The organism is Aeromonas sp. MR19 (assembly GCF_963899305.1).
In the GTDB taxonomy this organism is placed as follows: domain Bacteria; phylum Pseudomonadota; class Gammaproteobacteria; order Enterobacterales; family Aeromonadaceae; genus Aeromonas; species Aeromonas bestiarum.
Genome location: NZ_CAWQWZ010000005.1, coordinates 56,863 through 75,277 on the forward strand (window position 1 = coordinate 56,863; position 18,415 = coordinate 75,277).

The following is an 18,415-nucleotide window of genomic DNA, read 5'->3' on the forward strand; positions in this document are numbered from 1 at the left end:
CCCTTGCCCCCTTTTCCTGACAGGGCCTGCCCCGCTTTTTCTGACGCGGGGCGCGCCAGATGGTAAAGTTGCGCCGTTTCTACAGGAGTCAACATGACCAACAACGATATTCTGCGCCGTCTGCGCTACGCCCTCACCATCAGCAATGACCAGATGGTCGAGATGTTTGCCAAGGGCAACCTGACGGTCACTCACGCCCAGCTGCACAGCTGGCTGATGAAAGAAGCCGCCGAAGGGGAAGAGCAGGAGGCTGGCTATGTCGCCTGCCCCGATGCGGCCCTGAGCCAGTTCCTCGACGGCTTCATCATAGCGCGCCGCGGTGTGCGGGAAGATGCCCCGGCCCAGGTGATCCCGAACCGGATCAACAACAACATGATACTGCGCAAGCTGCGCATCGGCCTGAACTACAAAGAAGAGGACATGCTCGGCACCCTCAAGCTCGCCGACTTCAACCTCTCCAAGTCCGAACTGAGTGCCCTGTTCCGCTCCAAGGATCACAAGCACTATCAGGATTGCGGGGATCAGATCCTGCGCAACTTCCTCATCGGCCTCACCGCCAAGTACCGCGCCTGAGTCATGGGCCAGCGTCTCCGCTCACTGTCAGCCCGCCTCTCGCTGGCCAGTGGGCGGCGCTGGCCGTTGCGCCTTCCCGCTCCGGGCGCGAACAGGGCCAGGTGGCTGCGGCTATGGCCACTCTGCCTCATACTGCTGCTGAGCGCCTGCCAGCCAGCCCCCTATCAGCTCTCGTCCCGTTACCCCAGCGCCAACCAGAATGAACGCATCGCCTTCCTGATCCTGCACTACACGGATGAGGACGATGCCCACTCACTGCGCCTGCTGACCGAACCGGCCCACCAGGTGAGCGCCCACTACCTGATCCCCCGCGACACCGACCAGACGCCGCTCCCCGTCTACCAGCTGGTGCCCGACAGCCAGCGCGCCTGGCATGCGGGCCGCAGTCGCTGGCACCAGTATGCGGGGCTCAACGCCAGCTCCCTCGGCATCGAAATCGTCAACCTGGGCTATCCGCCGGAAGATGAGCTGCTACCCGCCCACCAGCGACGCTGGCAGCCTTACACCCGGGCGCAAATTGCCGCCATCGGCGCCCTCACCCAGGAGCTGGTGCAGCGCTATCAAATACCGCCAACCCAGGTGCTGGCCCACAGCGATGTCGCCCCCGAGCGCAAGCAGGATCCCGGCCCCCACTTCCCCTGGCGCGAGCTCGCCCTGCACTACGGGGTCGGTGCCTGGCCAGACGAGGCCAGAGTCACGGCCCTGCGCCAACAACCGGCCCCCGCCTGGGATGCCCTCACCTGGCAACAGCAGCTCGCCCGTTACGGCTATGGGGTCGCCTCAAGCGGCGCCTGGGATGAGCAGAGCCGGGCCGCCCTGCGCGCCTTCCAGCTCCATTTCCGCCCCGCCCTGGTCAGCGGCGAGCCCGATGAACAGAGCCAGGCCATACTCACAGCCCTGCTGGAGCGTTACTTCCCCGAGCCGGGCTGAGCGCCTCTCCTGACAACGAAAGAGGGACGCCATGGCGTCCCTCTTTCTCAATCCCTTTTCGCGGCCCGGATCAGGCTGGCACCAGCAGCACCTCTATCCCCGCCTGGCGCAGCCCGGCCAGGGTCTCGGCCGCAATGGCGTCATCCGTGATCAGGGTGTGGATGCGCCGGGTGTCGACTATCTTGTGCAGGCTCAAGCGCCCAAACTTGCTGGAATCCGTCACCACTATGATGCGCTCGGCCACGTGGCACATGCAGCGGTTGAGGCGCGCCTCATCCTCATGATGGGTGCTGACGCCGCGCTCCAGATCGATGCCATCCACCCCGAGAAACAGCAGGTCGAAGTGGTAGTTCTGCAGGGACAAATCCGCCTGGGCGCCGTAGAAAGAGAGCGACTTGCGGCGCAGGTGCCCCCCCGTCATCAGCAGCTCCACCCCCTCAGCCTCCAGCAGGGCATTGGCCACGTTCATGCCGTTGGTCATCACCACTATCTCCTGATGCTCGCGCAGATGACGCGCCACCTCCAGGGTGGTGGTCCCCGAGTCGAGAATGAGCCGACTCCCCGCCTGCACCAGGCTCGCCGCCATGGCACCGATACGCTGCTTGACCGGGGTATTGAGCACGCTCTTGTCGGCTATGGTGCGCTCGGGCACCGCCTGATTCGGTTCGCACAAGAGGGCGCCGCCATAGGCGCGTACCGCCACCCCCTGCTTCTCCAGAAACGCCAGATCGTTGCGAATGGTGACTGTGGATACCTGATAGTGACTGGCCAGCTCGTTGACCTGGACGCTGCCATTACTGCGCAGTTGCTGAATGATGCGTTCCCGCCGCTCGCTGGTGCCGAGCACGCTTTTTTCGGTTGTTTGCATAGTCTCTCTGCCGGAGTGCTGTGGTGAAAACCGGGGCTTTCACTTCGTTACGTTTGCCTATTAACACCCAGCCTTTATGCCAAATCAAGCTTTCATTGGTTTAAAAAGCCTCACGAGACTCTTCCGGAACGTCAAAAACCTTTCGATTCATTTCTTTTTGTGATCTTGCTCAAGATGCGAGCACGCTTTTGTTTCGTTAAAGGGGCGAGACGCCTAGGGTAAAGAAAGACATCGAAAGATTAAAATCGCATTCAGCCATGAGGAAGAGGGAAATGAAATCAATGCTGGCACTGATCGCACGACACAAGCAGGGGGAACCGGTCGGGATCCATGCCGTCTGCTCTGCCCACCCGCTGGTGCTGGAGGCCGCCCTGCGGCTGGCGGCACAAGGAGATGATCTGCTGCTGGTCGAGGCCACCTCCAATCAGGTGGATCAATTCGGCGGCTATACCGGCATGACACCAGTGGATTTTCGCGATCGCCTGCACCGGCTCGCCGCCGAGTGCGACTTTCCCTTGCAGCGACTGGTATTGGGAGGCGATCACCTGGGCCCCAACCGCTGGCAGAGTGAGCCGGCCGAGCAGGCCATGGAACACGCCGAGGTGCTGATCGCCAGCTATGTCGCCGCCGGCTTCAAGAAGATCCACCTCGATTGCAGCATGTCCTGCCTGGGGGATCCTGTGCCGCTCCCCGATGAGCTGGTCGCCGAGCGGGCCGCCCGGCTGGCCCTGGTCGCCGAGCAGACCTGCCAGGCCGAGTTTGGCTGTTGCGATCTGGTCTATGTGATAGGCACAGAGGTGCCGGTACCGGGCGGCGCCCATGAGCAACTGGCCGAGCTGGCCGCGACCACACCGGAAGCCGCCCGCCATACCTTGAACACCCACCAGCAGGCCTTCGCCAGGGTCGGGCTCGACGCCATCTGGCCCAGGGTGATCGGTCTGGTGGTGCAACCCGGGGTGGAGTTCGATCACACCCATGTCATCGACTACCGATCCGACAAGGCCGCCCCTCTCAGCCGGATGATCGAAGCCTATCCCCATCTGGTGTTCGAGGCGCACTCCACCGACTACCAGACACCGGACGCCTACTGCCAGCTGGTGCGCGATCACTTCGCCATCCTCAAGGTCGGCCCGGCCCTCACCTTCGCCCTGCGGGAGGCGCTGTTCGCCCTCGCCGCCATCGAGGAGGAGCTGGTGGTAGCCCGCGCCTGCTCGGGTCTGCGCCAGGTGCTGGAGGAGACAATGCTGGATCGCCCCGACTTCTGGCGCAGCCACTATCAGGGCAATGCCAACGAGTGCCGGCTGGCCCGCGGTTACAGCTATTCCGACCGCATTCGCTACTACTGGCCCGACAGCCGGGTCGACGACTGCTACGCCCGGCTGCTCGCCAACCTGGCCGCCGAGCCCATTCCCCTGCCGCTGCTCAGCCAGCATCTGCCGCTGCAATACCGCAAGGTACGCCAGGGCACGCTGTCGGCCAGGGCCCACGACCTCATTCTCGATCAGGTGCAGGAGGTGCTGCGCCAATACGCCAATGCCTGTGGCACCACCCCCGCCAGTCATTCCCGGCTCACCCCGGTTGCATAAGGAGTTGTAGAGATGATCCTCGGTTATCCAGAAGAGACACTGCGCAGGGCCAACGGCCTGGCCACCGCCCGCGAAATCTGCCAGCAACCCGCCGCCTGGCGGGAGACTCTCACCATGGTGGAGGAGTGCCGCGCCACCATAGAACGCTTCCTGCTGCCCCTGCTGTCCCGGGGCAACCTGCGGGTGATCCTGACCGGCGCCGGCACCTCCGCCTTTGCCGGCCGGGCCCTGGCACCCTACCTCTGCGCCAGGCTCAATGGCCGCTTCGAGGCGATCGCCACCACCGACATAGTCACAGACCCTGGCGAATACCTGGCGCAGGATTGCCCGACCCTGCTCATCTCCTTCGCCCGCTCCGGCAACAGCCCGGAGAGCGTGGCCGCGGTCGAGCTGGCCAGCCAGCTGCTGAGCGAGTGCCACCACCTGGTGCTCACCTGCAACGGCGAGGGGGAACTCTATCGTCGCTGCCAGAAGGATGCCCGCTCCCTGGCGCTGCTGATGCCGCCCCAGACCCACGACCGCAGCTTCGCCATGACCAGCAGCCTGACCAGCATGATGCTGAGTTGCCTGGCTGTGTTCCTGCCGCGCCAGTTCAATCCCGCCGCCAGCCAGCCGCTCATCGCCCTGGGGGAAGCCATTCTGCCCCAGGCCGAACTGAGCGTGCCCGAGTGGAATCAACCGTTGCCGGAGCGGGTCATCTACCTCGGCAGCGGCAGCCTGCAGGGGGTGGCCCAGGAGGCCGCGCTCAAGCTGCTTGAACTCACCTCGGGTCAGCTGATGGCCATGTACGACTCCCCCACAGGTTTTCGCCACGGGCCCAAGTCGGCCATCAACCGCCAGACCCTGATAGTGCTGATGATCTCCAACGATCCCTACACCCGCCAGTACGATCTGGACCTGCTCGGCGAGCTGCGCCAGGAGGGCCACGCCGCCCGGGTCGTCGCCCTGGCCGATCGGCACCATCCCGCCATCGAGGAAGGCGAGCATATCTACCTGCCCACCCCCCTCAACGGCGACGATGCCGAACTGGCGTTCTGCTACCTGCTCTACGCCCAGTACTACGCCTTCCACACGGCGCTGGCGCTGGGCATCACCCCGGACAATCCCTGCCCGAGCGGCCGGGTCAACCGGGTCGTGCAGGGCGTCAACATCTATCCGTTCAACCAGCAAGGAGGTGTCTGATGCCCAACATAGTGCTGAGCCGTATCGACGAGCGCCTGATCCACGGTCAGGTCGGGGTGCAATGGGTCGGGTTTGCCGGCGCCAACCTGGTGCTGGTGGCCAATGACGAGGTGGCGGAAGACCCCATACAGCAGAACCTGATGGAGATGGTGCTGGCGGAGGGGATAGCGGTGCGCTTCTGGCCGCTGCAGAAGGTGATCGACAACATAGGCAAGGCCGCCGATCGCCAGAAAATATTGCTGGTGTGCAAGAACCCGACGGATTTTCGCACCCTGGTCGCGGGGGGCGTGCCCATCCCCCGCATCAACGTCGGCAACATGCACTACGCCGACGGCAAGCGTCAGATCCACAAGACGGTATCCGTGGATGAGACGGACATAGCGGCGTTTCGCGCCCTGCAGGACGCCCACGTCGAGTGCTTTGTCCAGGGCGTGCCGACCGAACCGGCACAGGACATTTTCAACCTCATCTGATTAAGGACAATTGTGATGGAAATCAGTTTATTGCAAGGGCTCTTGCTGGGCATGCTGGCGTTCTTCGCCGGACTTGACCTGTTCAACGGCCTGACTCACTTCCACAGGCCCGTGGTACTGGGTCCGCTGGTGGGCCTGATCCTCGGCGACCTGCCCACCGGCATACTGGTGGGCGGCACCCTGGAGCTGGTCTGGATGGGGCTGGCCCCGCTGGCGGGGGCACAACCACCCAACGTCATCATAGGCACCATAGTCGGCGCCACCTTCGCCATCACCACCGGGGTCAAGCCGGATGTGGCGGTCGGGGTTGCGGTGCCGTTCGCGGTGGCGGTCCAGATGGGGATCACCTTCCTCTTCTCGGTGATGTCGGGGGTCATGTCCCGCTGTGACCGGATGGCGGAAGCTGGCGATACCCGCGGCATAGAGCGGGTCAACTACCTGGCCCTGCTGGCACTCGGCACCTTCTACTTCCTGTGCGCCTTCCTGCCCACCTACTTCGGGGCCGAACACGCCAAGACCGCCATCGACGTGCTGCCCGCCCGCCTCATCGACGGCCTCGGGGTCGCCGGCGGCATCATGCCCGCCATCGGCTTCGCCGTGCTGCTCAAGATCATGATGAAGAACGTCTACATCCCCTACTTCATCCTCGGCTTCGTCGCCGCCGCCTGGCTCAAGCTGCCGGTGCTGGCCATAGCCGCGGCCGCTCTGGCCATGGCCCTGATCGACTTCATGCGCAAGGACCCGGCGCCGCAAGCCCGCCCCACCCAGGAGGAAACTGAAGATGGTATCTAACAACACAGCCCGGCAGATCGCCCCGGCGGCCGAGCCGCAACCGACCCGCACCGTCTCCGACGACGTCTACGAAGATCAGCAACTGGGGGCCGAGCTGACCCGCCAGGACATCAATCGCTTCGCCTGGCGCTCCCTGCTGTTGCAGGCCTCCTTCAACTACGAGCGGATGCAGGCCTCCGGCTGGCTCTACGGCCTGCTGCCGGCGCTGCAGAAGATCCACACCAACCCCAAGGATCTCTCCCGGGCCATGAAGGGGCACATGGGCTTCTTCAACACCCACCCTTTCCTGGTCACTTTCGTGATGGGCATAGTGCTGGCGATGGAGCGCTCCAAGCAGAACGTCAACAGCATACAGAGCACCAAGATCGCGGTCGGTGCGCCGCTCGGCGGGATCGGGGATGCCATGTTCTGGCTCACCCTGCTGCCCATCTGCGGCGGGATCGGCGCCGATCTGGCGCTGCAGGGCTCCATCATGGGCGCAGTGTTCTTCTTCCTGCTGTTCAATGTGGTGCACTTCGGCCTGCGCTTCGGACTGGCGCACTACGCCTACCGCATGGGGGTCGCCGCCATTCCGCTCATCAAGGCCAACACCCGCAAGGTGGGGCATGCCGCCTCCATCGTCGGCATGACGGTGATCGGCGCCCTGGTCGCTACCTATGTGCGGCTCGGCACCACCCTGGAGATCACCGCCGGTGATGCCGTGGTGAAGCTGCAGGCGGACGTGCTCGACAAGCTGATGCCGGCCTTCCTGCCGCTGCTCTACACCCTGGCCATGTATGCGCTGATCCGCCGCGGCTGGAGTCCGCTGCGCCTCATCGTCATCACGGTCGTGCTCGGTATCGTCGGCAAGTTTGCAGGCTTCCTCTAATCCGGTGCCGGCGACAGGCCGGCCCCCTTTGCTGTAAAGGAACACCTTATGTTGGGCATCATCATTTGCGGTCATGGCGGCTTCGCCAGCGGCATGGAGCAGGCCATGAACCAGATCCTCGGCGAGCAGGAGGCGGTGGTCGCCATCGACTTTCCGGAGTCCTCCACCACGGCCCTGCTGCAGGGCCAGTGCGAGGCGGCGCTGGCCCGGGTCGACAGTGGCGACGGCGTGGTCTTTCTGACCGATCTGCTGGGCGGCACCCCGTTTCGGGTCGCCTCCACCCTGGCACTGCGCCAGCCAGACCGGGAAGTCGTGACCGGCACCAATCTGCAGCTGCTGCTGGAGATGACGATGGATCGCGGCGAGCTGACCCCGTCCCAGTTTCGCGAGCAGGCCCTGTGCTGCGGCCATCGCGGCCTCACCAGCCTGGTGGACGAGCTGGCGCGCGAGCGGGCCGAGTCGCGGGTCGAGGAGGGTATCTAGATGGCAACACGGATCCGGGCCCGTCGCCTGCTGACCGAGCAGGGTTGGCTGGAACATCAAATGCTTTCCCATGAGGACGGCATCATCACCGCCATCGCCCCCATCCCGGCCGACGACCCGGTGCGGGAGGTCGAGTTGCTGGTGCCCGCCCTCATCGATGGCCACGTGCACGGCGGGGCCGGCGTCGACGTGATGGACGAGGAGACCGGCGTGCTGGCCCAGCTTTCCCTCGCCAAGGCGGCGGAAGGGGTCGGTGCCTTCCTCGCCACCACTGTCACGGCACCGCTACCCGCCATAGCGCGCGCCCTGAGCCGGGTCGCCGATGCCATGGAGAGCGGCATGCCGGGCGCCCAGCTGCTCGGCAGCTATCTGGAGGGCCCCTACTTCACCCCCGACAACAAGGGCGCCCACGATCCTGCCCTGTTCCGGGAACTCGACCTGGCCGAGCTGGCGCAGTTGCAGCGCCAGGCACGCGGCACCCTGAAGGTCGTCGCCCTCGCCCCCGAGAAGGCCAACGCCCTGGCGGCCATCTGCCACCTCAAGGCGGCCGGCATCCGGGTCATGCTGGGTCACTCCGCCGCCAGCCACGACACCACACAGGCGGCACTGACGGCCGGCGCAACCGGTCTGGTGCACTGTTTCAACGGCATGCGCGGACTGCACCACAGGGAACCCGGCATGGTAGGGGCCGGCCTGGTGCATCCCACCGCCTGGCTGGAGCTCATCGCCGATGGCCATCATGTGCATCCGACCGTACTCAAGCTGTGCCATCGCTGCGCCGGGGATCGCCTGCTGCTCATCACGGATGCCATGCGCGCCGCCGGCATGCCGGACGGCCACTACCTGCTCGGGGACTACCGGGTGGAGATGAAGGACGGGGTGGTGCGCACCGCCACCGGCGGCCTGGCAGGCAGCACCCTCACCCTGCTCGGGGCCGTGCGCAACATGGTGCATCTGGCCGGCGTGCCCCTTGCCGAAGCCATCCAGATGGCATCGCTGGCCCCCGCCCGCATGCTCGGCATCGACGACCAGCTCGGCTCGCTGGCCGTCGGCAAGCGGGCCAACCTGCTCGCCCTCACACCGGCCCTCTACCAGCAACATATCTGGGTCGCCGGCAGGGAGATAACTCCCGCCCGCACCCCCGCCTCTTTCTCTGAACCCGACGCCACTCAAGGCGCCAAGGAGTCCTCATGTATCTGATCTCGTCCCACGAAATGCTCAAAGATGCCCAGCGCCGCGGCTACGCGGTACCGGCCTTCAACATCCACAACCTGGAAACCGTCGAGGTGGTGGCCCGCACCGCCGCCCAGCTGAGATCCCCCGTCATCCTGGCCGCCACGCCGGGTACCTATCGCCACGCCGGGGTCGAATACCTGGTCTCCATCTGCGCCTCGGCAGCCCACCAGTACCGCATACCGCTGGTGCTGCACCTGGACCACCACGAGGATGAACAGGACATCCACTTCAAGGTCGAATCCGGCATCCACTCCGCCATGATCGACGCATCCCACCTGCCATTCGAGGAGAACGTCGCAAAGGTGCAACGGGTCGTCACCTTCTGCCACCGCATGGGGGCGAGCGTGGAGGCCGAGCTGGGCCAGCTCGGCGGACAGGAGGATGACCTGATAGTGGACGCCGCCAACGCCCATCTGACCGATCCGGACAAGGCGGCCGAGTTCGTGGCGCGCACCGGCATCGACTCCCTCGCAGTGGCCATCGGCACGGCCCACGGTCTCTACAAGGAGGAGCCGCGCCTCGACTTCGATCGCCTCGCCGCCATCCGGGACCGAGTCTCCATTCCGCTGGTGCTGCACGGCGCCTCCGGCATTCCCGACCGGGACGTGCGCCGCTGCATCGAGCTCGGGGTGTGCAAGGTCAACGTGGCCACCGAGCTGAAGATCGCCTTCTCCGACGCCATGAAGGCCTTCCTCGCCACCCACCCGGATGCCAGCGATCCGCGCCAGTATCTGGTGCCCGCCATGGCCGCCATGGAGGAGGTGGTCGCCGCCAAGATCCGCATGTGCATGAGCGACAGCAAGCTGTAACCGGCCTGCGGGCTCGCCAGCCTGGTGAGCCCGCACCAGATCCCGCAAATCCGCCAGCCTCAGGAGGACGCCAAGCCCCATCACCCCAGTCACACCGCCATTCATCATCTATACGGAGATAAATATGAACGCACGTACCGCCATGACGCTGCTGGTCCTGCTGACCCTGCCCGCCCTCGCCCGGGCCGAGGTGATGTCGCTGCAGGGCAACCAGTACCAGATCAGCGTCAAAACGGATGCCGGAAAATTCCAGGAGATCACCTTCACCAACAGGGCGAACGGGGATGTCATCCACTCGAATACCCTGTTCGATATCAAGGGGCTGGATGACAGGCTGACCTCGTCGGCCGACTTCACTGTAGATGCGTTTGCCAAAGAGCAGGACCACATTGACATCGCACTGAGCAACGCCGACTTCCTGATCAAGAGCGAGATCCGGCTGGCCAAAGACAAGCGCTACGCCAGCATCGACTTCTCCCTCGACACCCTCAAGAATGGCAAGCGGATCAACGGCTTCTCCATGCTGCCGTTCCACTCCCAGGCACCCTTTGTCTACGGCGCCATCAACAGCTCGCCCATTGTCAGCGACAGCTTCTTCATCACGCCGCAGAATCCACTGGTCAACACCCGCGCCTACGAGGGGGGCGTCAGCCAGCTGATCCCGCTCACGCTGCCGCTGGAGCAGGGCAAGCCGCTTACCTATCGCACCTATGTCGGCACCTTCGACGAGGGTCAGCTCAGACGTGACTTCAACGAGTTCATCAACGACGCCCGCGACAGACCCTACGCCCCCTATCTGCACTACAACTCCTGGCTCGACATCGGCTTCTTCAACCCCTACACCGAAGCCGACGCTCTGACCCGCATCAAGCAGTTTGGCGAGGCACTGGTCACCCGGCGCGGCGTGACCATGAGCGGCTTCCTGTTCGACGATGGCTGGGACGATCGCAAGGGCAACTGGGGCTTCAGCAAGGACTTCCCGGACGGCTTTCGCAAGCTCAAAACCGCGGCCGAGCAGTATCACGCCCAGCTCGGCATCTGGTTCTCTCCCTGGGGTGGCTACAACAAGCCGAGGGATGAACGGGTCTCCCATGCCGCCGAATTCGGCTACGAGCTGAGCGATGGCAAGTTCGCCCTCTCGGGCCCCGTCTACTACAAAAATTTCCATCAGAAGGTGATGTCGCTCATTCAGGATCAAGGCGTCACCCACTTCAAGTTCGACGGCACAGGCAACGCCAACAAGCAGATCAAGGGCAGCCAGTTCACCAGCGACTTCGATGCCGCCATCCACCTGATCTCGGATGCCCGCACCGCCAACAAGGAGGTCTTCATCAACCTGACTACGGGCACCACGGCCTCCCCCTCCTGGCTCTTCTTCGCCGACTCCATCTGGCGCGGTGGCGATGACATCAACTTCTATGGCTCCGGCTCCAGGGTCCAGCAGTGGATCACCTACCGGGATGCGGAGACCTACCGCTCCATCGTCAAGCAAGGCCCGCTGTTTCCGCTCAACTCCCTGATGCTGCACGGGCTTGTCTATGCCAAGCAGGCCAAACATCTGGATCAGCAGTCGCCACAAGATTTTGCCGATCAGGCCTGGAGCTACTTTGCCACCGGCACCCAGCTGCAGGAGCTCTATATCACCCCGGAGCTGCTGAGCGGCGAGAACTGGGATCTGCTGGCCAAGGCCGCGCTCTGGTCGCAGCAGAACCAGGCCGTGCTGTTTGACAGCCACTGGATTGGCGGCGACCCCACCCTGCTGGCCGTCTATGGCTGGGCGGCGTGGAGCCCAGCAAAGTCTTTCATTACCCTGCGCAACCCTTCGAGCCAGCCTCAACAGTTCTTCCTGGAACCGACTCGCCAGCTTGAAGTGCCCACCACAGAGGCGAAAGGCTTTAATATCAAGCCACTATATGGCGACAACAAAACCGTGCCGACGTCAATCAGCGATGGGATGGTCATCAAGCTGGCGCCACTGGAGCTCATCACCCTGGAGCTGACGCCCATCAAATAAGCATGGATCCAATCAGCCGGTGGCTGATGCCATACAAAAGGGACGCCGCAGCGTCCCTTTTTCATCTCTCATCAACCCAGGTCGGTCAGATCCCCTGACGGGCTTCCTGCATCAGCAGGCGCATGTCGCTGACCGCCTTGGTCAGGCCGTCGAAGGCGGCGCGGCCTATGATGGCGTGGCCAATGTTGAGCTCATAGAGCTCGGGGATGGCGGCGATGGCCTTGACGTTGTGATAGTGCAGACCGTGGCCGGCATTGACCTTGAGCCCCTTGCCGGCGGCATAGGAGGCACCGGCGGCGATGCGCTTGAACTCGGCGTTGCGCTCGGCATCCGTGGTGGCATCGGCGTAACGGCCGGTGTGGATCTCGATGAAGGGGGCGCCACTCGCGGCAGCCGCGTCGATCTGCAGCGGATCGGCATCGATGAACAGCGACACCTGGGCGCCGACGGCGGCGAGGCGGGTCACTGCATCGGTGATCTTGTCGAGCTGACCGGCCACGTCCAGGCCGCCCTCTGTGGTCACCTCGGTGCGCTTCTCCGGCACCAGGCAGACGAACTGGGGCTGGATGCGCTGGGCGATGCCGATCATCTCCTCGGTCACCGCCATCTCCAGATTCATTCTGGTCTGTATGGTCTGGCGCAGCACCTCGACATCGCGATCCGTGATGTGGCGACGGTCTTCCCGCAGGTGGATGGTAATGCCATCGGCACCGGCCTGCTCGGCCACGAAGGCAGCCTGCACCGGATCCGGATACTGGGTGCCACGGGCATTGCGCAGGGTGGCGATATGATCGATGTTCACACCCAGATAGATTTCGCTCATTGATGACTCCTTGAAACACTTCATCTGTTAACTGTGCGGCTGCCGCCTTGGCGCCAGCGCGGATATCCATATGTCACTGTGTGCTGGCTTTGCGCTTCAAAAACAGCTCCCGGCTCTTCAACTGGCGCTTTCCCAGATAGGGCTGCAGCGCCAGCCGGCTGAAACGCTTGGCCGCCTGCAGCAAGGGAGGCGTATCGAATCGCCCCTCGGCGAAGGCCAGCAGGTGGGCACCGAGGAACAGGGTACGGGGATCCGGCGCCCGCTCGCAAGCGACAAAGCCCAATTCGCGCTCGAAGCCGTAGAGCTGCTCGGGCTGGATCGCGGACTCGTCATCGGCGGCGTACTCGAAGTCCACCGCATAGCCAAGCGCCTGCAACAGCAGGAACTCGAAGCGGCGCAGCGGCAGCTCGGGCGTCTCGCCATCCGCCAGCGCCATCAGGGCACGGGCATAGGCGTCGAACACCTCGGGAAAGGGGGTATGGGCTTCCAGCAGGTAGTAGACCAGCTCGTTGAGGTAGAGGCCGTAGAAGAGGCGATCGCCCCCGAGTCGCAAGGAGTGATCCGGACATTCGACCTGGGCGAGATTCTTGAGGTCCCCCTTGCCGCGCCAGCTGATGGTGAGCAGGGAAAAAGGTTGAAGCAGCCCCTTCAGAGGGGAGCGTGGCCCGCGAGAACCGCGAGCCACCAGGGTAAATCGGCCACTATCCTGGGTAAACACCTCGACCAGCTGACTGGTCTCCCGATAGGGCCGACTGTGGATGACGAAGGCTGGACTCAGCAATCAGTCATCGCCATAGCCGAGACTGCGCAGGGCGCGCTCATCGTCGGCCCAGCCCGCCTTGACCTTGACCCACAGCTCAAGGAACACCTTGTTCTGGAACAGGCGTTCCATGTCGATGCGTGCTTCTGTGCCTATGGTCTTGATCTTCTCACCCTTGTTGCCGATGACCATCTTCTTCTGGCCATCGCGCTCCACCAGGATCAGGGCGTTGATGTGATAGATGCCGCTCTCTTCCACCTTGAAGCGCTCGATCTCCACGGTCACGGAGTAAGGCAGCTCCTCACCGGTGAAACGCATCAGCTTCTCGCGGATGATCTCGGAGGCCATGAAGCGGGAAGAGCGGTCGGTCACGTAATCTTCCGGGAAGAAGAAGTTGTTCTCCGGCAGCAGATCCTTGGACCACTCGCGGATCTTCTCCACGTTGGTGCCCTTCTCGGCGCTGATGGGCAGGATATGGGAGAACTTCATCTGCTGGCCCAGCCACTCCAGGTGGGGCAGCAGGTCTTCCTTGTCCTTGACGTTGTCGATCTTGTTGACCGCCAGCACCACGGGACAGGGCAGATGGCGCAACTTGCCGAGCACCATCTCGTCATCCTTGGTCCAGTGAGTGCCGTCGACCACGAACACCACCATGGCCACATCCCCCAGCGAACTGGTGGCGGCGCGGTTCATCAGACGGTTGATGGCCCGCTTCTCTTCGATGTGCAGGCCCGGGGTATCCACATAGATGGTCTGATGGTTCTCCTCGGTGTCGATCCCCAAAATCCGGTGACGGGTGGTCTGGGGTTTCTTCGAGGTGATGCTGACCTTCTGGCCGAGCAGCTTGTTGAGCAGGGTGGACTTGCCCACGTTGGGGCGGCCCACGATGGCGACAAAGCCGCAATAGGTGGTATCTGTATCTGTCATGACAGTTTTTCCAATGCCTGTTGTGTTGAAAGACCGCGGCCTCTTGCATCAATAGCAGTCATGACAGTCTTTCCAATGCTTGCTGCGCCGCCGCCTGTTCGGCCTTGCGACGACTGGTACCGACCCCGACCAGCGGACCATCCAGGCCTTCCACGTCGCACTGGACTGTGAATTCCTGGTTGTGGGCCTCGCCCTTGACGTTGGTCACTGTGTAGGTCGGCAGGGATTTGCGGCTTCCCTGCAAAATTTCTTGCAGGCGGGTCTTGGGATCCTTCTGCTCTATGCCTGGTTTGATTTCGTCCAGACGGCTGGCATACCAGCTCAGCAGCAGCACCCGCACCGCCTCAAGATCAGTATCCAGATAGACGGCGCCGATCACCGCCTCGACCGTATCGGCCAGAATGGATTCGCGGCGGAAACCGCCGCTCTTGAGTTCGCCGGGCCCGAGGATCAGGTGATCCCCGAGGTCAAACTCCCGGCCCAGTTCGGCCAGGGTCTTCTCGCGCACCAGGGTGGCGCGCATCCGGCTGAGATCCCCTTCCGCCGCTTGCGGGAAGCGGTGGAACAGAGCATCGGCAATCACCAGACTCAAAATGGAGTCTCCCAAAAATTCCAGTCGCTCATTGTGACGGGAACCAGCGCTACGGTGAGTCAGCGCCCGGGTCAACAATTCCTGATCGCGAAAGACATGCCCGAGACGGGACTGCAGTCTGTTCATTTTGATATTCATTTACTTGATTCCGCCAATGCGGTTGAAGCGCACACCTGTCGGTACCCAACTTGGCAGCAGGGAGCCTTCTTCGCGCTCGAATTCAAAACTTATCCAGATGGCGACCGCCTTGCCGACCAGGTTCTGTTCGGGCACAAAGCCCCAGAAACGGCTGTCGGTACTGTTGTCACGGTTATCACCCATCACGAAGTACTGACCTTCCGGCACCACCCACTCGTCTGGGTAAGTGCCGGGCTGGCGATAATAACGGCCGACCATATCGGGCATCAGCGGGTTGCGAAGAGTCTCGTGAGACACCTCACCCAGCTGCTCGGTATAGCGGTCAAGCGGGATCCCCATCTGGGTAAATTCACCCCTTTGTTCAAACTTGACGTCGAGCTTCTGGAAGCCCGGGCACGTTTTCCCTTCCTGCTCCTCGCACTTGGGCCGGATCATCAGCTCCTTGTTGCGATAGATGACTCTGTCACCCGGCATGCCGACCACCCGCTTGATGTAGTCCACCCGGGTATCCAGCGGATACTTGAACACCACCACATCGCCGCGTTTGGGTTCGCCAGTCTCGAGGAACTTGGTGTTGGTCACCGGATCCTTGAGGCCATAGGCAAACTTCTGCACCAGGATGAAATCGCCCACCAGCAGGGTGGGCATCATGGAGCCAGACGGGATCTGGAACGGTTCAAAGATGAACGAACGCAAGATCAGCACGAGCGTGATGACCGGGAAGACACCAGCGGTCTGTTCGATCCAGACCGGCATGGGGGCAACCTTGGCCAGGGTTTTCTCATCCAGATGGGCGCCGCCATGGGCACGGGCCACGGCAATCTTGGCGGCCCGCTGCTTGGACCAGATCATCTTGTCCAGACACCAGATAACACCGGTGATCGCGCAGACCACCACCAGGATCAGGGAAAACGTGCTTGCCATCGATTAATCCTTTCCTACATGGAGAATTGCGAGGAACGCCTCCTGCGGCACGTCGACACGGCCCAGGGACTTCATCCGCTTCTTGCCTTCTTTCTGCTTGTTCAGCAGCTTCTTCTTACGGCTCACGTCACCACCGTAGCACTTGGCGGTCACGTCCTTGCGCAGCGCCTTGACTGTGCTGCGGGCAATGATCTGGTTGCCGATAGAAGCCTGAATGGCGATATCAAACATCTGGCGCGGGATCAGCTCACGCATCTTCTCCACCACCTGGCGACCGCGATACTGGGCGTTCTCCTTGTGGGTGATGATGGCCAGCGCATCGACGCGCTCACCGTTGATCATGATGTCCAGACGCACCATCTCGGAGGTTTCGAAGCGCTTGAAGCCATAATCCAGCGAGGCGTAACCACGGCTGGTGGATTTGAGGCGATCGAAGAAGTCGAGCACCACTTCCGCCATCGGGATTTCATAGGTCAGTGCGACCTGGTTGCCGTGATAGACCATGTTGGTCTGCACGCCACGCTTCTCGATGCAGAGGGTGATGACGTTGCCCATATACTCCTGCGGCAACAGAATGTTGCACTCGGCGATAGGCTCACGCATCTCCTTGATGTTGTTGACCGGAGGCATGGCGGACGGGCTGTCGATATGGATGGTGTCGCCATTGTTCAGCTCGATTTCATAGACCACGGTCGGCGCCGTGGTGATGAGATCCAGATCGTATTCCCGCTCCAGACGCTCCTGGATGATCTCCATGTGCAGCATGCCGAGGAAGCCACAACGGAAGCCGAAGCCCAGCGCGGTGGAGCTCTCAGGTTCGAAGAACAGGGAGGCATCGTTCAGGGACAGTTTGTCGAGGGCATCACGGAACGACTCGTAGTCATCGCTGGAGATGGGGAACAGACCCGCATACACCTGCGGCTTCACCTTCTTGAAACCCGCCAGCGCTTTTTCGGCGCCGTTCTTGGCTTGCGTCAGGGTATCGCCCACAGGGGCGCCGTGGATGTCCTTGATGCCGCAGACGACCCAACCTACCTCGCCACAACCCAGGCCCTGAGTATCCACCTGCTTGGGCGTGAAGATACCGATACGATCGACACCCCACACCTGACCGGTGCTCATCACCTTGATCTTGTCGTTCTTCTTGAGCGAACCGTTTTTGATCCGCACCAGAGAGACGACGCCCAGATAGGAGTCGAACCAGGAGTCGATGATCAGCGCCTGCAGCGGTGCATCGGGATCACCGACCGGCGCCGGGATGCGAGCCACTATCTCTTCCAGCACGAGATCGACACCCAAGCCGGTCTTGGCGGAGCAGCGCACCGCATCGATGGCGTCGATGCCGACTATGTCTTCGATCTCCTCGGCAACCCGCTCGGGTTCTGCGGCCGGCAGGTCAATCTTGTTCAGCACCGGCACCACTTCCAGCTCCATTTCCATGGCGGTGTAGCAGTTGGCCAGAGTCTGTGCCTCAACCCCCTGGCCGGCATCTACCACCAGCAGCGCCCCTTCACAGGCCGCCAATGAGCGGGAAACTTCGTAGGAGAAATCTACGTGGCCCGGGGTGTCGATAAAGTTCAGCTGGTAGGTGTTACCGTCTTGTGCCTGGTAGTTCAGGGTCACACTCTGTGCTTTGATGGTAATGCCGCGCTCGCGCTCCAGGTCCATGGAGTCAAGCACCTGAGCCTGCATCTCGCGGGAGGACAGGCCGCCGCAAGTCTGGATCAGACGGTCCGACAGGGTCGATTTACCGTGGTCGATGTGCGCAATAATCGAAAAGTTACGAATGTGTTTCATCGAGCAAGAATCACTCAAAATTAGGTTAGGGCCGGATATGGAGGCAGGATTTTACTGGATAACCCGGTCGACGGCCAATCTTTAGTCGACGGAGCACCAGAAATACAGGCCTGCACGGTCAGGAGAGGTTGCGGGTATGGAGTACCACACCCAGCATGCGAGGGCCATATGCCCCCTGATCGAGTCGAGTGGAAAAGTAACGAACCAGTGAAAATCCGACTAGGCCACCCAGCAGGCAGCTGAGGATGGTGATCCCCTCCCCGCCCGCCAACAAGGGTGCCAACCAGAGCTGACCAAGCAGGGCGCCCGCCAGCAGACAAAACAGTGGCAACACATAAACCAGGGCGGCGCCCCGCAGTATGCTCGCCTGGGGAATGCCGAGCCGGATCTGCTGACCGACGCTCACCTCAGCGGTAAGGGCAACCCGCAGCCGTTGCTGCTTTATCGGAAACGCCTTGGCAACCGTGCCGGTACCGCAGTTGGACTGTTGATGACAACCGCTGCAGGCGGAGCGCCGTTCGCACTCCACCCAGGCATGTTGTCCATCAATGGCCACCACGGTCGCCAGCTCTTCGCTCATTTCACTCACAAGACGTTTCCACAATAACGAGGGACAGATTGACCCAATCTGAACATGACT

The 18,415-nt window shown here is 62.6% G+C and carries 19 protein-coding genes; 11 read left to right on the forward strand and 8 right to left on the reverse strand.

Going from position 1 to position 18,415, the window contains the following annotated elements:
• The first annotated feature begins 93 nt into the window (after positions 1 to 93).
• Both AACQ95_RS03045 and AACQ95_RS03050 read left to right on the forward strand, forming a co-directional pair.
• Positions 94 to 573 (forward strand): YehS family protein, encoded by a 480-nt coding sequence (locus AACQ95_RS03045; RefSeq protein WP_005318863.1) that lies wholly within the window; start codon positions 94 to 96, stop codon positions 571 to 573.
• A 3-nt stretch (positions 574 to 576) separates the two neighbouring features.
• Positions 577 to 1,503 (forward strand): N-acetylmuramoyl-L-alanine amidase, encoded by a 927-nt coding sequence (locus AACQ95_RS03050; RefSeq protein WP_241280535.1) that lies wholly within the window; start codon positions 577 to 579, stop codon positions 1,501 to 1,503.
• A 70-nt stretch (positions 1,504 to 1,573) separates the two neighbouring features.
• Here the strand turns inward: AACQ95_RS03050 and AACQ95_RS03055 are convergent, their stop codons facing one another.
• Positions 1,574 to 2,371, reverse strand: coding sequence for a DeoR family transcriptional regulator (locus AACQ95_RS03055; RefSeq protein WP_043142143.1), 798 nt, complete (start codon positions 2,369 to 2,371; stop codon positions 1,574 to 1,576).
• Positions 2,372 to 2,643: 272 nt separating this feature from the next.
• Here AACQ95_RS03055 and kbaZ point away from each other — a divergent pair, with 272 nt between their 5' ends.
• The 9 genes from kbaZ to AACQ95_RS03100 all read left to right on the forward strand — a co-directional run bounded on the left by kbaZ (position 2,644) and on the right by AACQ95_RS03100 (position 11,814).
• Entirely contained in the window at positions 2,644 to 3,957 is a 1,314-nt protein-coding gene (kbaZ, locus tag AACQ95_RS03060; protein ID WP_241280536.1) for a tagatose-bisphosphate aldolase subunit KbaZ, read from the forward strand.
• Between the two features lie 12 nt (positions 3,958 to 3,969).
• A complete protein-coding gene (locus tag AACQ95_RS03065) occupies positions 3,970 to 5,139 on the forward strand; it encodes an SIS domain-containing protein (RefSeq protein WP_241280537.1) in 1,170 nt (389 codons plus the stop codon).
• Positions 5,139 to 5,612, forward strand: coding sequence for a PTS N-acetylgalactosamine transporter subunit IIB (gene agaV, locus AACQ95_RS03070; protein WP_042872688.1), 474 nt, complete (start codon positions 5,139 to 5,141; stop codon positions 5,610 to 5,612). Before AACQ95_RS03065 ends, agaV begins: the two co-directional genes overlap by 1 nt.
• A gap of 15 nt (positions 5,613 to 5,627) precedes the next feature.
• Positions 5,628 to 6,404 carry a PTS N-acetylgalactosamine transporter subunit IIC gene (gene agaW, locus AACQ95_RS03075; protein ID WP_241280538.1) on the forward strand — a complete coding sequence of 259 codons (777 nt, stop codon included), beginning with the start codon at positions 5,628 to 5,630 and terminating at the stop codon, positions 6,402 to 6,404.
• On the forward strand, positions 6,394 to 7,272 hold the full coding sequence (gene agaE, locus AACQ95_RS03080; protein ID WP_241280539.1) for a PTS N-acetylgalactosamine transporter subunit IID: 879 nt from the start codon (positions 6,394 to 6,396) through the stop codon (positions 7,270 to 7,272). The genes agaW and agaE overlap by 11 nt, the downstream gene beginning before the upstream one ends.
• Before the next feature lie 48 nt (positions 7,273 to 7,320).
• On the forward strand, positions 7,321 to 7,755 hold the full coding sequence (gene agaF, locus AACQ95_RS03085; RefSeq protein WP_241280540.1) for a PTS galactosamine/N-acetylgalactosamine transporter subunit IIA: 435 nt from the start codon (positions 7,321 to 7,323) through the stop codon (positions 7,753 to 7,755).
• Entirely contained in the window at positions 7,756 to 8,955 is a 1,200-nt protein-coding gene (nagA, locus tag AACQ95_RS03090) for an N-acetylglucosamine-6-phosphate deacetylase (RefSeq protein ID WP_241280541.1), read from the forward strand. It begins immediately after the preceding gene.
• Entirely contained in the window at positions 8,946 to 9,800 is an 855-nt protein-coding gene (locus tag AACQ95_RS03095) for a tagatose bisphosphate family class II aldolase (protein ID WP_241280542.1), read from the forward strand. Before nagA ends, AACQ95_RS03095 begins: the two co-directional genes overlap by 10 nt.
• 124 nt (positions 9,801 to 9,924) lie before the next feature.
• On the forward strand, positions 9,925 to 11,814 hold the full coding sequence (locus tag AACQ95_RS03100) for an enterotoxin (protein ID WP_241280543.1): 1,890 nt from the start codon (positions 9,925 to 9,927) through the stop codon (positions 11,812 to 11,814).
• A gap of 85 nt (positions 11,815 to 11,899) precedes the next feature.
• On the opposite strand, the gene pdxJ is transcribed toward AACQ95_RS03100, so the two are convergent.
• The 7 genes from pdxJ to AACQ95_RS03135 all read right to left on the reverse strand — a co-directional run bounded on the left by pdxJ (position 11,900) and on the right by AACQ95_RS03135 (position 18,355).
• Positions 11,900 to 12,637, reverse strand: a complete 738-nt coding sequence (gene pdxJ, locus AACQ95_RS03105; protein WP_241280544.1) for a pyridoxine 5'-phosphate synthase — start codon at positions 12,635 to 12,637, stop codon at positions 11,900 to 11,902.
• Between the two features lie 73 nt (positions 12,638 to 12,710).
• Positions 12,711 to 13,418, reverse strand: a complete 708-nt coding sequence (gene recO, locus AACQ95_RS03110; RefSeq protein WP_125608707.1) for a DNA repair protein RecO — start codon at positions 13,416 to 13,418, stop codon at positions 12,711 to 12,713.
• Positions 13,419 to 14,324, reverse strand: coding sequence for a GTPase Era (era, locus tag AACQ95_RS03115; RefSeq protein ID WP_043142174.1), 906 nt, complete (start codon positions 14,322 to 14,324; stop codon positions 13,419 to 13,421).
• A gap of 58 nt (positions 14,325 to 14,382) precedes the next feature.
• Complete coding sequence (rnc, locus tag AACQ95_RS03120; protein WP_043142176.1) at positions 14,383 to 15,054, reverse strand: ribonuclease III; 672 nt, start codon at positions 15,052 to 15,054, stop codon at positions 14,383 to 14,385.
• A complete protein-coding gene (gene lepB, locus AACQ95_RS03125) occupies positions 15,055 to 15,978 on the reverse strand; it encodes a signal peptidase I (RefSeq protein ID WP_043142178.1) in 924 nt (307 codons plus the stop codon). It abuts the gene before it with no gap.
• 3 nt (positions 15,979 to 15,981) lie between these two features.
• Complete coding sequence (gene lepA, locus AACQ95_RS03130; RefSeq protein WP_043142180.1) at positions 15,982 to 17,775, reverse strand: translation elongation factor 4; 1,794 nt, start codon at positions 17,773 to 17,775, stop codon at positions 15,982 to 15,984.
• 118 nt (positions 17,776 to 17,893) lie between these two features.
• Positions 17,894 to 18,355, reverse strand: coding sequence for a SoxR reducing system RseC family protein (locus AACQ95_RS03135; RefSeq protein ID WP_241280573.1), 462 nt, complete (start codon positions 18,353 to 18,355; stop codon positions 17,894 to 17,896).
• Positions 18,356 to 18,415 lie beyond the last annotated feature (60 nt).